Here is a 14,371-nt window from a genome sequence, read left to right on the forward strand (position 1 = left end):
TTTAACCACCGAAATCATCAAGCATAATATTGTCGTCTTCCACGCCGAGATCTTTCAGCATTTTGATCACGGCCGCATTCATCATTGGCGGACCACACATATAGAATTCACAATCTTCAGGTGCTGGATGATTTTTAAGATAATTTTCGAATAAGACGTTATGAATGAATCCGGTATACCCCGTCCAATTATCTTCTGGCTGGGGATCAGACAACGCCACATGCCATTGGAAATTATCATTCTCAGCTTGTAGCTGGTTAAAATCTTCTTCGTAAAACATTTCGCGCAGTGAACGAGCACCATACCAAAAACTGATTTTACGTTTCGAATGCAGCCGCTTGAGTTGATCAAAGATGTGCGAACGCATCGGTGCCATACCTGCACCACCACCAATAAAGATCATTTCAGCATCGGTATCTTTAGCGAAGAACTCACCAAACGGCCCAGAAATAACCACTTTATCGCCCGGTTTCAGGGACCAAATATAGGATGACATGATTCCCGGCGGCGCATCAGGCTGTGAAGGTGGCGGCGTCGCAATACGCACATTCAGCATAATGATGCCACGTTCTTCTGGGTAGTTTGCCATCGAGTAAGCACGCACAGTTTGCTCCGCGACAACCGACTCATATCGGAACAAATTGAATTTATCCCAGTCACCACGATATTCCACTGGCACATCAAAATCAGCGTATTTGACCGTATGCGGCTCTGCTTCAATTTGAATAAAGCCCCCAGCGCGGAACGGTACAACCTCCCCGTCTGGAATTTTCAACTTTAGCTCTTTGATAAATGTGGCTTTGTTATCATTGGAGATAACTTCGCATGTCCATTTTTTCACACCAAAGATTTCATCGGGTAACTCAATTTTTAGATTTTGTTTCACGCTGACCTGACACGCCAAGCGACAACCTTCTTTGGCTTCACGCTTTGAGATATGAGAAAGCTCAGTAGGCAGAATGTCCCCGCCCCCCTCTTTAATCTTGACTCGGCACTGCCCGCACGAACCACCGCCGCCACACGCTGAGGAAACGAAAATGCCGTGGCTAGAAAGCAGGTTAAGCAACTTATCCCCTGCTGGAGCAACAAAGGATTTTTCCGCATCATCGTTGATATCAACACTAATATCCCCCGTATTCACCAGCTTTGACTTGGCAAATAAGATCATCAGCGTCAACGCCAGCACGATGAGGGTGAACATCACTACGCCCAGAATTATTTCCATGAATTATTCCTGCTCTTATAGGCTCACACCGGCGAAAGACATAAATCCTAATGCCATCAATCCGGTCGTGATGAAGGTGATCCCTAACCCCTGTAAACCCGCAGGCACATTGGCATATTTCATTTTTTCGCGAATACCGGCGAGTGCCACAATGGCCAACATCCACCCGATGCCGGAACCAAAGCCATACACAATCGATTCAGGGAAGTTGTAATCACGTTGCGCCATAAAGGAAACGCCACCGAAGATGGCGCAGTTCACGGTAATCAAAGGCAAGAAAATACCCAATGCGTTGTACAAGGCGGGGAAATAACGATCGAGGATCATCTCCAATACCTGCACAATGGCCGCGATAACGCCAATAAAGGTGATGAAATTCAGGAAGCTGAGATCCACCCCTTCGACCAAGGCACCATCACGCAGCACTAGGTTATACACCAAATTATTGGCCGGTACTGAAATGCCCAAAACGACCGTGACCGCAATGCCAAGGCCAAAAGCTGTCGCCACTTTCTTGGAAACAGCCAGAAAAGTACACATCCCCAAGAAAAACGCTAAAGCCATATTTTCCACAAATACTGCGCGGACAAACAGACTGACGTAATGTTCCATCGTCAATTACTCCTTCTCAATCTGCGCAGGCTTCAGGGTACGTAGGCCCCAAATCAGCATACCAATGATAAAGAATGCACTAGGCGCTAACAGGAACAATCCATTTGGCTGATACCACCCACCGTTTTGCACGGACTCAAGTACCGTCACACCAAATAATTTACCCGAGCCAATCAGTTCTCGCACAAAGCCCACCAGCACTAAAATCACACCGTAGCCTAAGCCATTACCGATACCATCCATAAAACTTTCAATCGGTGGCGATTTCATCGCGTAGGCTTCTGCACGCCCCATGACAATGCAGTTAGTGATAATCAAACCGACAAACACTGACAGTTGCTTGGAGATCTCAAAGGCATAAGCGCGCAGGATCTGATCCACAACAATCACCAGCGAAGCAATGATGACCATCTGAACAATGATACGCACACTGTTTGGAATGTGGTTTCTGATCAATGAGATGAAAAAGCTAGAGAAGGCGGTAACCAAGGTTACGGCCAGCGTCATGACTAAAGCGGTTTCCAATCTGGTGGTGACTGCTAGCGCAGAACAAACGCCCAAGATCTGTAATGCAATAGGGTTGTTATCAAATAAGGGCCCGAATAAGACCCGCTTAATCTCTTTGGTATCAGCCATTTTTTAACGCTCCTTCGCGCACTCTTTGCAGGAACGGGCCAAAGCCGTTTTCACCGAGCCAAAAATCGAAGCTATTTTGCACCCCGTTTGAGGTCAATGTCGCCCCTGATAATCCGTCTATCGCATGAGGGTCGTCAGCAGGCGCACGCCCTTTAACAATACGGATAGCCGGTTGCCCCTGATCGTCAAATAACCGTTTACCCACCCACTGGTTACGCCAATTGGGGTTCTCTATCTCTCCGCCCAGCCCCGGTGTCTCACCATGATCGTAGTAGGTAATACCGCGCACAGTTTTACCGTCGCTGTCGATGGCCACGAAGGCATACATCATTGACCACAGACCCGAGCCATAGACGGGCAAAACAATTTTATTGATCTGCCCATCGTCACCACGTACCAGATAGATTTCAACAATGTTTGCCCGACGCCGAATCCCGGCGATATCTTGCTCTCTGGTCAGCGCGATGCTCATTTGGTTATCGCGTAGCGCCTGAGCTCGGTCAAAAGTCGCGGGGTCTTGTTTGATAAACTGGCCACTTTGTAAATCCAGTAGGCGAGGTTCAATACGTTCAGCAAATTCGCGTTGCACTTCTTCAGCAGGCATTCTCGGTTGCAGTAAGCCGGTGACCGCCAAAATATTACGCTGCTTATCTAACAAACGTTGCTCTTGTTGCTTCGCTTTTAGCCCGACAGCCGCACCTGACACCACGACAGAACACACTAAACACAACACGATCACCACCAGCAATGTTTTGCTGATGCTGTCATTATTTCTTGGTTTATCACTCGCCACGGGCTTTCCTCCGCTTAATATTGGCCTGAACAACCACGTAGTCGAACAGTGGTGCAAACAGGTTTGCGAACAGGATAGCGAGCATCATGCCCTCTGGATAAGCCGGATTGGCCACCCGGATCAATACGCACATCGCGCCAATCAAACCGCCATACCACCATTTACCGGCATTGGTAAATGAGGCCGACACCGGATCGGTTGCCATAAAGACCATACCAAACGCAAAACCACCGAGGACTAAATGCCAATACCAAGGCATCGCGAATAGCGGGTTGGTGTCAGAGCCTATCCAATTAAACAAGCACGCGGTGGCAATCATGCCAATCATCACACCCGCCACAATCTGCCAAGAAGCCACGCGGGCAAACAGAATAATGGCCCCCCCGATCAAGATCATCAGCGTAGAGACTTCACCAATAGATCCGGGGATGTTACCCAGAAAAGCATCCATCCAAGTGATAGGTTGATGGGTCACGGTGTTCACTAAACTGTGGCTACCGTTAACCGTCCATTGTGACAGTGGGGTGGCACCAGAAAAACCATCTGCTGCAGTCCACACCAAATCACCGGATATCTGCGCAGGGTAAGCAAAAAACAGGAAAGCACGCCCCGCTAACGCTGGGTTAAGGAAGTTACGCCCAGTACCACCAAAGACCTCTTTACCGATAACGACGCCGAAAGAGATCCCCAGTGCAGCCTGCCACAAAGGCAATGTGGGCGGCACAATCAACGAAAATAAGATGGAAGTGACGAAGAAACCTTCGTTGATTTCATGTTTGCGGATGATAGAAAAAACCACTTCCCAAAAGCCGCCAACCAAAAACACCACAGCATAAATGGGCAGGAAATAGGCTGCCCCCAGTACCATCTTGCTGATCCAGCCCGCATCAGGGGCAAAGGAAACACCCAGCATTTGGGCCAGTTGATAATGCCAATCACTGGCAATAATCTGTTGCAGCTCGGCAGCACTGTAGAGTTGGTTTAACGCTGGGATCGCCTGAGCGCCGACGTTGTACATCCCCCAGAACATGGCTGGAAAGACCGCCAGCCAGACCAGAATCATCATCCGTTTTAGGTCGATGGCATCTCGCACATGAGACGCACCCGGCGTCACTTTACCTTGGGTATAGAAAATGGTGGCAGCAGCCTCATACAGCGGATAATACTTTTCTAATTTCCCACCCGCTTCAAAGTGGTGCTCTATTTTCTCGAGAAAATGTTTCAGGCCCATGAGTTATCCTTCCTGCTCAATCTTGGTCAATATGTCGCGCAGTACCGGGCCGTATTCGTACTTACCGGGGCAGACAAATGTGCACAATGCCAGATCTTCTTCATCCAACTCTAGACAACCCAGTGCCTGCGCGCTTTCAGTATCCCCCGAAAGTAAGTCCCGCAGTAAATGTGTCGCCAAAATATCCAGCGGCATGACACGTTCATAGTTGCCAATAGGCACCATTGCACGCTCACCACCGTTCATATTGGTCGAAAAAGCAAACAATTTACGTTTGAAGAAATGGCCGAGTGTGGTGCGAGTAATGGAGTATTTATTGCGACCAGGCATGACCCAGCCAAAGAGTTCCTTCTCTCGCCCCTCGCGAATAACAGACACTTGCTGATGGAAACGCCCGAGGTAGCCATGAGTGGCCGAGAAAGCCGTACCACTGAGAACGGAGCCAGAAATAATGCGGTTTTCACCGTCTTTCAGTCTGCCTGTCGTCAATTCAGACAAACTCGCGCCAAGGCGAGTACGCAGCAATATCGGCTCATTCACTTGCGGGCCTGCCACCGCGACAATACGGTCAGTCCACAATTCACCAAGGGTGAAAAGTTTGCCAATCGCAATCACATCCTGATACCCCAGATGCCAAACGGTCTTACGCGCACTCACGGGTTCAAGAAAGTGGATGTGTGTGCCCACTAAACCCGCCGGATGAGGGCCAGAGAATTCATTGTAGGTCACCTGCGCGTTCGGATGGCTACTGACCGCCTGCCCTGATGCATGGCAAACATGCACCTTACCTTCCGTTAAACGCGTGAGAAGGGTTAAACCATGCTTAAAGGCATCGGGTTCAGTGGCAATGATCACCTGTGGATCCGCCGCCAACGGTTGAGTATCCATTGCGCTGACAAAAATAGCCCGAGGGCGGCTACCCGGTACGGGGGTTTTACTGAAAGGCCGAGTTCGCAAGGCAGTCCATAAACCAGAAGCCAGCAACTGGTTTTGTACTTGTTCATCACTCAGTTGATTGAAAGACAACTCATCATGACGTTCGAAAGCAATTTGCTCGTCGCCTTCAATTTCAATCACCACCGATTGCAGCACTCGACGCTTACCACGATGAATGGCGCTGACTTTGCCGCTAGCCGGTGCGGTATACATCACACCAGGATTTTTTTTATCTTCAAACAGAGCCTGACCTTTCTTAACCCAGTCACCTTCTTGTACCAACATGGAGGGACGCATGCCCACATACTCTTCACCCAGCAGCGCGACATGACGAATAGTTGGACCATTCTCTATCACCTGCGAGGGTGACCCAGCGATGGGAAGGTCGAGTCCTTTCTTTATCTTAATCATAAGGTTGGACAACTTTATCAGTGATATCAAATGCTGTACTGAAACCCAACGCGTACAGCCACACAAAAGAAGATACTTTCACGCTTCATATAAGCGACAGCAAAGTGCCGATTCTATAGGGCAACCATGAATACTGACTGAAAGAATCGTAGAAATTAGGTGCTAATCGTCTCTTACGCAAAAATGACCACCAAAGCCATTCGATGAGCAAGCCAACAACAGCGCACGATTCTAGCATCTAGACCTTACAGTGTCTGAAAAATGCCGTGATTTGAGTCAAGCAAATGCAAATCATTTCCCACTAACTTCTGTATATATTCGGTAAAAATGTGTCATTAAGTCATCTTTACCGAGTTGGTATTTATTTTATACAAAACATATATTGCTAAAAATTTCCTGACTGATAATCTGCGCCTATAAATCAGAAAAGTTAGTGGCATCTTATAAATATAAGTAGGAATAATAAATGGGCAAAGTCGCGCTGTTGTTTGCGATGATAATTTGTTTGCCTGCGGTATCCTTCACCAGCTCAGCCAGTGAGCCAGTGGCGGTGTCCAAAGAGCTTAAACAGCAATTACTAGGGTCATCGGTCTATATTCAGATCTTCAAAGAAGAACGTACTCTGGAATTATATGCCAGGTTACAGGGTGAGTATCGTCTGGTACAAAGCTATCGCATCTGTGAATTCTCAGGTGGCCTTGGCCCGAAACGCCGTGAAGGTGATTTCAAAAGTCCGGAAGGTTTTTACACTATTGATATGCGCCATTTAAAACCCGATAGTAAGTTTTATCGGGCAATCAATATTGGCTTCCCAAATGAATATGATAAGTCTCAGGGTTATTCAGGGAAATATCTGATGATCCATGGCGCTTGTAAATCAATTGGCTGTTATGCAATGACAGATGCCTATATGGACGAGATATTTAACTACGTGCAAACGGCATTTATCTTCGGTCAGGAAAAAGTCGATATCAGTATTTATCCTTTCCGAATGACCGAGCAAAACATGCAGCGCCACCGTAACTCTTCAGATTACAATTTCTGGCGTCAATTACAGCCAGGATATACCTATTTTGCCAAAAACCGGATGCCACCAGCAGTCTCGGTGATTAACGGGCAATATGTATTGAGCCGCCCGCCACTTTCCAGCGCACCGGCATCCCAGTACGCTCTGACCAAATCAAATTTGCTCACCAAAACAGAATAATGAAAATTCACCTGGTGCAATTTTGTGCCAGGTCTCATTGACTGTCAGAGGTTGCGTGGCGATCACCGTGACCACATCATTGGGGGTGGTTTGACGCTGAAAATCGATTTCAACATCTTGATCCAGCAACGTCGCTTTGCCGAAAGGCGCACGGCGAGTTATCCAATATAAATTGGTCGAACAGAACGCCATGACAAAACGCCCGTCCGAGAGCAACATATTAAACACCCCTTTTTTGCGCAATTGCTCGCATAGCGTGGCGATATAGCGAAATACTGCAGGCCAATTACTCGGAGTTCGCGGGTAACGCTTGGCTAATTGATTTAGCAGCCAGCAGAAAGCATATTCACTATCAGTCTGGCCAATCGGCCGGAAAGTCCCGGTATCTAATTGACGATAGCCCTTTAGCTGCCCGTTGTGAGCGTAAGTCCAGTTTCGGCCCCACATTTCGCGGGTAAACGGGTGAGTGTTTTCTAACGCCACTTCCCCTCGGTTGGCCTGACGGATATGCGAAACCACCGCACAGGATTTTATCGGATAATCTTGTACCAAGCGGGCAATGGGCGAGTTAAAACTCGGTTTGGGATCTTTAAACGTGCGGCAACCATTACCTTCATAGAAAGTAATACCCCAGCCATCTTTATGTGGGCCTGTTCCCCCACCTCGTTGCACCAGACCGGTAAAGCTAAAGCAAATATCCGTGGGAACATTTGCGCTCATCCCGAGCAATTCGCACATAACTAACCTCCCGCTTAGACCTTTAATTCTTGTTGTTGCAGCGGTGTTAGCTGCGTTTTTCACTTACCAGACAATGCTTCTAACAGACAATGTTTCTACCAAACAATGTTTCATTGAGGGTGATTCAAGGTGATCAACACTACTCGTTTCGGCGTTGATCACCTCAGCACATCAGGCTTTTACCATCTCTTTTTCAATCAACTGAATCAAGATATGAATCGCTTTGATATGAATTTCCTGAATGCGATCGGCATAACCAAAATGCGGTACTCGGATTTCGATATCCGCTGAGCCCGCCATTTTACCGCCATCTTTTCCTGTTAACGTAATGACTTTCATGCCCTTAGCGCGAGCAGCTTCAATCGCTTTAATGATGTTGCCTGAATTACCTGATGTAGAAATGCCCAGCAGGACATCCCCTTCACGGCCAACAGCTTCAACATAACGCGAGAAAACATAGTCATAACCAAAGTCATTACTGACACAAGAGAGATGGCTAACATCTGAGATGGCAATCGCTGGATAACCAGGACGATTCTCACGATAACGGCCAGTCAATTCTTCAGCAAAATGCATGGCGTCACAATGGGAGCCGCCATTCCCGCATGACAAGACTTTGCCACCCGCTTTAAAAGAATCAGCCAATAAGACGGCTGCGCGTTGAATAGCATCGATGTTTGCATCATCTTTCAGAAAGTTTGCCAGCGTGTCTGCTGCTTCGTTCAATTCACTGCGGATTAAATCGTGGTACATGGGAGCCTCTTTTATAGTCCTATGGCATCAATATTTTCCTGTGTCAGTGTACCGGATAGCATAAAAAGCGAGAAGCGCTGTGATGCGTTACAGAGGAGAGTTTTCACGAGGATTGAGAACAAATTGTGAGATGAGTTGTAAATAGCATGTAATGGTATTGATAAAAATAATGAGATGAACTAAAACAAATGTATCACTCAACAGGTCAGACCTCCTACATCTCAGGAGCTTTATTATGATGGTTCTTAGCATTGTTGCCTTGCTGGTTCTTATTGGTGTGTTGTTCTATCACCGGGTGAACCTCTATCTCAGTAGTTTGATTCTTGTGGTCTACACCGCAGCAATGGGTGCGTCGCAGTTATGGTCATACTGGGTACTATTGCCACTGATGATTGTTTTACTGCCTCTGTTGCTCACACCTGTGCGTCAATCACTGTTTTCTGCACCAGCATTGCGCATGTTCCGTAAAGTCATGCCTGCAATGTCACGAACTGAAAAAGAAGCTATTGATGCCGGTACCACTTGGTGGGAAGGCGATTTGTTCCAAGGTCAACCTGACTGGAAGAAACTGCACAACTACCCGAAACCACAGTTAACCGCAGAAGAACAAGCGTTTATCGATGGGCCAGTTGAAGAAGCCTGTCGTTTAGCAAATGACTTCCAGATTACCCATGAATTGGCCGACTTGCCGCCAGAACTGTGGGCGTATCTGAAAGAAAAACGCTTCTTTGCGATGATCATTAAGAAAGAGTACGGCGGTCTTGAGTTCTCGGCTTATGCGCAGGCTCGGGTGCTGCAAAAGTTGTCTGGCGTCTCAGGCATCTTAGCTATCACCGTGGGCGTGCCTAACTCCCTCGGCCCCGGTGAATTACTGCAACATTACGGAACGGAAGAACAAAAGAATCATTATCTGCCAGGCTTGGCCCGTGGCGATGAGATTCCATGCTTCGCCCTGACCAGCCCAGAGGCCGGTTCTGATGCTGGCGCAATCCCCGACACAGGCACCGTTTGCATGGGGGAATGGCAAGGTAAACAAGTGCTGGGCATGCGTCTGACTTGGAACAAACGCTATATTACCCTTGCACCTATCGCCACGGTGCTCGGCTTAGCCTTCAAATTATCGGACCCTGAGCATCTATTGGGTGAAACCGTTGATTTAGGGATTACTTGTGCGTTGATCCCGACGAATACCCCAGGGGTAGAAATCGGTCACCGTCACTTCCCGCTGAACGTGCCTTTCCAAAATGGCCCGACACGCGGCAACGATATCTTTGTCCCTATTGATTACATTATCGGTGGGCCAAAAATGGCCGGTCAGGGCTGGCGTATGCTGGTGGAATGCCTGTCGGTGGGTCGCGGCATCACGTTGCCTTCGAATGCTACAGGTAGCCTGAAAAGTGTGGCGATGGGGATCGGTGCTTATGCCTACATCCGCCGTCAATTCAAAATTTCTATCGGTAAAATGGAAGGGATTGAAGAACCATTGGCACGTATTGCAGGTAATGCCTATGTGATGGATGCTGCCGCTACTTTGGTCACCAGTGGCATTATGTTGGGTGAGAAACCGGCGGTATTATCGGCCATTGTTAAGTATCACTGTACTCACCGAGGCCAGCGCGCCGTGATGGACGCGATGGATATTGCGGGGGGCAAAGGTATCTGTCTGGGTCCAACTAACTTTATCGCCCGTAGTTATCAAGGTGCGCCAATTGGTATCACCGTTGAAGGTGCGAATATCCTGACTCGCAGCATGATTATCTTCGGTCAAGGTGCTATTCGTTGCCATCCATTCGTCCTTGATGAAATGGCGGCGGCACAATCTAACGATGTTGCGGCGTTTGATAAAGCCTTGTTTGGGCATCTGGGCCATGTTGGCAGTGCCAAGATCCGCAGCTTCTGGTTGGGTCTGACTGATGGCCGCACCAGCGCCACACCGGTGAAAGACAGCACTCGCCGTTATTACCAGCAGATGAACCGTCTGAGCGCCAATCTGGCCTTGTTGTCAGATGTCTCAATGGGTGTACTTGGCGGTAGCCTGAAGCGTCGTGAACGTATTTCCGCCCGTCTTGGGGATATTCTCAGCCAATTGTATTTGGCATCAGCGACACTGAAACGTTATGAAGATGAAGGCCGCCAGAAAGAAGATTTGCCGCTGGTCCACTGGGGCGTTCAAGATGCGCTGCACCAAGCAGAGCAAGCGCTAGATGACTTACTGCGTAACTTCCCGAATGGTTTGATTGCCGGATTGATGCGCTTCGTCGTCTTCCCATTTGGCCGCACACATCAGGCACCATCAGATAAATTGGATCATCAGATAGCGCAACTATTGCAAGTGCCATCAGCAACCCGCAGCCGTATTGGTCGTGGTCAATACCTGACACCGAGCGAGTTTAACCCTGTCGGTTTGCTGGAAGCCGCATTGCAGGATGTGATTGCAGCAGAACCGATTCATAAACGCCTGAGTAAAGAAGCTGGTAAGAGCCTGCCATTTACTCGCCTAGATATGCTGGCAAAACGCGCGCTGGCAGAAGGGAAAATCAGTGCAGAAGAAGCGGCGGTACTGACTAAAGCCGAAGATAGCCGTCTGCGTTCAATTAATGTCGATGAATTTGAAGCAGATGAATTGGCGGTTAAACCAAAAGTAAAGCAGCCAGCGAAACCACGGCAAACTGAAGCCGCTTAATCATTTATATTTGTCTCTATTCAAGCCCCCAATCACTGGGGGTTTCCAGACTGCTGACAAACACTAACTCGATCTGAAACGATGAGGACAGGCAGAAAAGTAAAGCGTCCGCGCCAAGGATGGCGCGGCTCGAGCCTCCAAGGATGGATTCACGGCGTCTTTATGATCTGCCTGTTCTCAACGCAACGAGTACTTTGTCAAAAATCTCAAGCCGTCGATCATCTCAAGCCCCCAATCTCTGGGGGCTTTTTTATTGTTTTATTCCCCCGCGCAGTTCGTCCAGCAAACCACGAACGATCCCCCCAAACTGCTCAGGCTTACCGATAAATAGCACATTATCAGGCTGAATCTGTAACAGTTGGCGGCGCAAGTCATGACGCCATTCGATATCCGTGATCAGACGTACCGCAACATCAATATAGTCAGCCAAACTATGAGTAATCAGGGTTTCAGCCAAACCCAAACGGCGAAAAAGCCCTTCATCAATATGCTCATGCACTTCAGCCCCGCTAAGACAAACACCGGGAAGCCCCTGACGCACGGTATCCACGATGCCATTGGTATTACCGAAGGGGAACGGGTTAATAAAAAGGTCGCACTGATTGATCACCTGTAAGTAATCCAAATATTCCAGATGCTCATAGACGATGGCCTGTGGAACAATGTTAGTGACCGCTTTTTCCATCACACGATGGCTAATGCCCCAGCAAAATCCCACCAGAAAATGAAACACAACAGGTATAGCCGTTCGTTGGGCGATGGCTGCGCAGGTGGCCAAAAAGCGTGGATTAATCTTCATGGCAGAAGCACAAACAGCAATATGCACTGCGGGGCGCTCAGCAAATTGCTCTATGGGATTAGGCTGGCTGATATTCGCTGGCGGCACATAGGGTAAGCAGTCTTTAGGCAACGGGACCACTTTTTCGGAGAAACACTCGATATCCCCAAGATAATCCTCTTCCACTAACACCGCATCTATATAGTCAGAATGTGTTGTCGCCGGATGACCAAGGGCCATCACCTGTAACGGGGCGAGCCGAAGATTGGTTAAGGCAACCGTCAGCGGAAACATCCCAACACTGGGGAAATAGATCACATCCGGCTGTAATTTTTTCGCTAATGCCACGATCTCCTCGACCGCACCCACTCGATTCACTTCAGTGAACTCATCAAAAACCGTCTGAGTGATAGCATCAGTGGCCTCGACAAGGGTGACACCATGGGTAGAAAACTGCGTGCGGGCGGCCCTCAGGGTACTGGAGTGTGTTCGATAGATAGAATGGCCACTGTTGAACCACTCTAAGATCACGAGCATTAATGGTTTACTGCGTGATGGCGGGGGTATATGGCTATCAGATAGCCCATTTTGAAGCAGCGTCTGGCGTAAATGAAGATTGATGCTGCGCTTTATCCGGTGCTTTTCTGGCCTATCAGCATAGCTACAATGCATGTAGACATCATGCAAAATACGCTCCGGTAGCTGTTCGATGTCCCCTAATGTTAAAAGTTTTTCCGGTAACCAACCGAGTAAAAACTCACGCTTTGCATGCCCTGCCGCACTGGGTAACATTCTTGGCGATAAAAGTGCCAAACACAGTGCAGCTGCCGCCTGCGGATTAAATTGCCACAATATATCCGGCTGAAGTGGCACGCTCGATTCTGGCAGATACATCAAGCAAAACTTCAGGAAAGTATTACGCTCAAACCGGAGAGGATGTGCAGACCCTTCCCCCGCCTGATTGAGATTAGTAATCACATGATCGGCATGTCCAAACGGGGAAGCGGCAAATATTAAGGCGATCCAACGATGGAAATTGATCAGTTGTAAAAAACCCGTCTCTGAAAGAATGAATCCCGGATCAGAGAACAAGTTTCCAATGGCCGCAGCTAAGCGATTGCAGTAGTGTTCTTGCTGTTGTTGCGGCTGTTGATTGAGGGAAAATACATCCCAACGCCCATAATGAGCATCCAGCTCTTCTAGCAAAAAGATCAGCATTCGCCCCGCCGCTTCATAGCGCCGAGTACAGACTAAAAACTCAAAATAGGATAATGAAAATTCTGCTGGGCGCTCAATGACGGGCGCAATTTCAATTGGCTTTTCCACCCTTTCCCCCTAACAGCACCCTATTATTAGTGGCGTGTTGATGACAGTGGTATCCATTTCCCGAGCACATGCTCATCGCAACCTGTTGTTTCACTGGTTGTCTGCGCTGGGACACAAATGTTGAAGCTGATATTGCCAACACTTTCTTGCCCGGATGAAAGTTGATAAGCAGTCAGTTGAGAAGAAAGAGGGAAGTGATGCCCTTCAAGGGAGCTGAGGATCTGATCGCGTTTTCTCAATAATGAAAAAGGAATCACCCACGTTTGCCCATTAGACTGGGCGGTAATGTCTCGTGAGCTAGACGGCAGATGGCCCGAATTTTGGTCAGAATTAATATTGCTGCGAGGATCGCTTCTCTCGATCAACTGACCATTGATCACGACATTGTTGCCGATAAATGCGGGTGCTGCGACACGAACAGCAGTTGGGTGGGTAGTCGTATAACCCTTATTGGTCACTGGATCGTTTGGAATATCCACACCATGTCCATCGATTGCCTTCCCCGCGAGAGACACATTATCCAACGTATTGTTGCCGCTAAGCTTCACGCCAGTACCGCGCTCACCACTGGCATTGCCAGTCACGCTCAGTAAATCTGTTGTCTGCGCGCCGGTCAGCTCAACGTCATTACCCACCGCCACGCCGGTGCCGTTGGCCGTATTACCCTGAACACCACTGCCGTTACTGCCAGTGATATTAGCATGGATATCTAACCCAGTTCCCTCTGCGCTGCTACCGTTGAGGGTGGCGTTATCCAACACCGTGTCACCCGCCACTTTCACGCCGCTGCCATTGTTCGAACTGCCGTTGACCGTGCCGCCCGTGACCGCGCCATTGAGCCGTACTCCATCGCCCTCCGTCGATTTACCGTTCACCGCCGTATTGCCATGATTGATTATTGGCCCGCTGATATTCATGCCGGTGCCATTCGTTGCTATACCCGCGAGCGACACGTTATCCAGCGTATTGTTACCATTAAGCTTCACGCCAGTACCGCCCTCACCGCTGGCATTGCCGCTCACGCTGAGCAGGTCTGTTGTCT

The 14,371-nt window shown here is 48.6% G+C and carries 11 protein-coding genes and 1 pseudogene; 2 read left to right on the forward strand and 10 right to left on the reverse strand.

What is annotated here, in order from left to right; all coding sequences use genetic code 11:
* Nucleotide 1: 1 nt before the first annotated feature.
* From nqrF to BN68_RS19980, 6 genes are read right to left on the reverse strand one after another with little or no spacing between them, the layout of a single operon-like run.
* Nucleotides 2–1,225, reverse strand: coding sequence for an NADH:ubiquinone reductase (Na(+)-transporting) subunit F (nqrF, locus tag BN68_RS19955; protein ID WP_019212964.1), 1,224 nt, complete (start codon nucleotides 1,223–1,225; stop codon nucleotides 2–4).
* 15 nt (nucleotides 1,226–1,240) lie between these two features.
* A complete protein-coding gene (nqrE, locus tag BN68_RS19960) occupies nucleotides 1,241–1,837 on the reverse strand; it encodes an NADH:ubiquinone reductase (Na(+)-transporting) subunit E (RefSeq protein WP_019212965.1) in 597 nt (198 codons plus the stop codon).
* A gap of 6 nt (nucleotides 1,838–1,843) precedes the next feature.
* Nucleotides 1,844–2,473, reverse strand: a complete 630-nt coding sequence (locus BN68_RS19965) for an NADH:ubiquinone reductase (Na(+)-transporting) subunit D (protein WP_019212966.1) — start codon at nucleotides 2,471–2,473, stop codon at nucleotides 1,844–1,846.
* Nucleotides 2,466–3,266, reverse strand: a complete 801-nt coding sequence (locus tag BN68_RS19970; protein ID WP_019212967.1) for a Na(+)-translocating NADH-quinone reductase subunit C — start codon at nucleotides 3,264–3,266, stop codon at nucleotides 2,466–2,468. The genes BN68_RS19965 and BN68_RS19970 overlap by 8 nt, the downstream gene beginning before the upstream one ends.
* A complete protein-coding gene (locus BN68_RS19975) occupies nucleotides 3,256–4,497 on the reverse strand; it encodes an NADH:ubiquinone reductase (Na(+)-transporting) subunit B (RefSeq protein WP_019212968.1) in 1,242 nt (413 codons plus the stop codon). Before BN68_RS19975 ends, BN68_RS19970 begins: the two co-directional genes overlap by 11 nt.
* 3 nt (nucleotides 4,498–4,500) lie before the next feature.
* The gene (locus BN68_RS19980) at nucleotides 4,501–5,844 is read right to left on the reverse strand and encodes a Na(+)-translocating NADH-quinone reductase subunit A (RefSeq protein ID WP_019212969.1); all 1,344 of its coding nucleotides are present in this window, start codon (nucleotides 5,842–5,844) and stop codon (nucleotides 4,501–4,503) included.
* Between the two features lie 466 nt (nucleotides 5,845–6,310).
* Between BN68_RS19980 and dpaA the strand changes: the two genes are divergently transcribed.
* A complete protein-coding gene (gene dpaA, locus BN68_RS19985) occupies nucleotides 6,311–7,051 on the forward strand; it encodes a peptidoglycan meso-diaminopimelic acid protein amidase (protein WP_019212970.1) in 741 nt (246 codons plus the stop codon).
* Here the strand turns inward: dpaA and BN68_RS19990 are convergent.
* Nucleotides 7,025–7,789, reverse strand: coding sequence for a class II glutamine amidotransferase (locus BN68_RS19990; RefSeq protein WP_019212971.1), 765 nt, complete (start codon nucleotides 7,787–7,789; stop codon nucleotides 7,025–7,027). The two genes, dpaA and BN68_RS19990, sit on opposite strands and share 27 nt — an antisense overlap.
* 171 nt (nucleotides 7,790–7,960) lie before the next feature.
* Nucleotides 7,961–8,542 carry a D-sedoheptulose 7-phosphate isomerase gene (gene lpcA, locus BN68_RS19995; RefSeq protein WP_004707432.1) on the reverse strand — a complete coding sequence of 194 codons (582 nt, stop codon included), beginning with the start codon at nucleotides 8,540–8,542 and terminating at the stop codon, nucleotides 7,961–7,963.
* Between the two features lie 235 nt (nucleotides 8,543–8,777).
* On the opposite strand from lpcA, the gene fadE reads away from it, so the two are divergent.
* Nucleotides 8,778–11,225: an acyl-CoA dehydrogenase FadE gene (gene fadE / locus BN68_RS20000; protein WP_019212972.1), complete on the forward strand. Its 2,448-nt coding sequence runs from the start codon at nucleotides 8,778–8,780 to the stop codon at nucleotides 11,223–11,225.
* Between the two features lie 250 nt (nucleotides 11,226–11,475).
* On the opposite strand, the gene BN68_RS20005 is transcribed toward fadE, so the two are convergent.
* On the reverse strand, nucleotides 11,476–13,329 hold the full coding sequence (locus BN68_RS20005; protein ID WP_019212973.1) for a glycosyl transferase: 1,854 nt from the start codon (nucleotides 13,327–13,329) through the stop codon (nucleotides 11,476–11,478).
* A 26-nt stretch (nucleotides 13,330–13,355) separates the two neighbouring features.
* Nucleotides 13,356–14,371, reverse strand: a pseudogene (locus tag BN68_RS24195) (hypothetical protein); the annotation flags it as partial.

The sequence above is a fragment of the Yersinia massiliensis CCUG 53443 genome (genome assembly GCF_000312485.1).
GTDB lineage: Bacteria > Pseudomonadota > Gammaproteobacteria > Enterobacterales > Enterobacteriaceae > Yersinia > Yersinia massiliensis.